At 65.4% G+C, this 364-nt stretch carries 1 protein-coding gene; it reads right to left on the minus strand.

Annotation, left to right across the window (positions count from 1 at the left end; genetic code table 11):
- Positions 1 to 87 precede the first annotated feature (87 nt).
- Entirely contained in the window at positions 88 to 264 is a 177-nt protein-coding gene (locus D0817_RS26880) for an AIR synthase-related protein (protein ID WP_202866529.1), read from the minus strand.
- Between the last annotated feature and the right edge of the window lie 100 nt (positions 265 to 364).

A 364-nucleotide genomic window follows, 5' to 3' on the forward strand; every position in this document is an offset into this window, starting at 1 on the left:
CAAGGGGGGCGCCGAGCCCGAGGACGATGTCGTCGTGTGCCGATTTTGCCTTGCTTAAGCAGCACTAAGCCGCTGGCAGGTATGCGCTTAAACGACGATGGTCTGGTGCTCGTCGCCCACCTGCGCGCGAATGGCGCCGATGCGCGAGACCGTCTCGCCGGCCGCCTGCAAATAGGCGAAGGCGGCGTCGGCGTTCTCTTGCGAGACGATCACGATCATGCCGATGCCGCAGTTGAAGACACGGTGCATCTCGGCCTCGGCCACGTTGCCGTGCTGTTGCAGCCACTAGAACAGCGGCGGCATGGTCCAGGCCTGGGAGTCGAGTTCGGCGACCAGGCCCGGTTGCAGCCCGCGCGGCACGTTT

Source organism: Flavobacterium cupreum (assembly GCF_003996965.1).
Lineage (GTDB): Bacteria > Bacteroidota > Bacteroidia > Flavobacteriales > Flavobacteriaceae > Flavobacterium > Flavobacterium cupreum.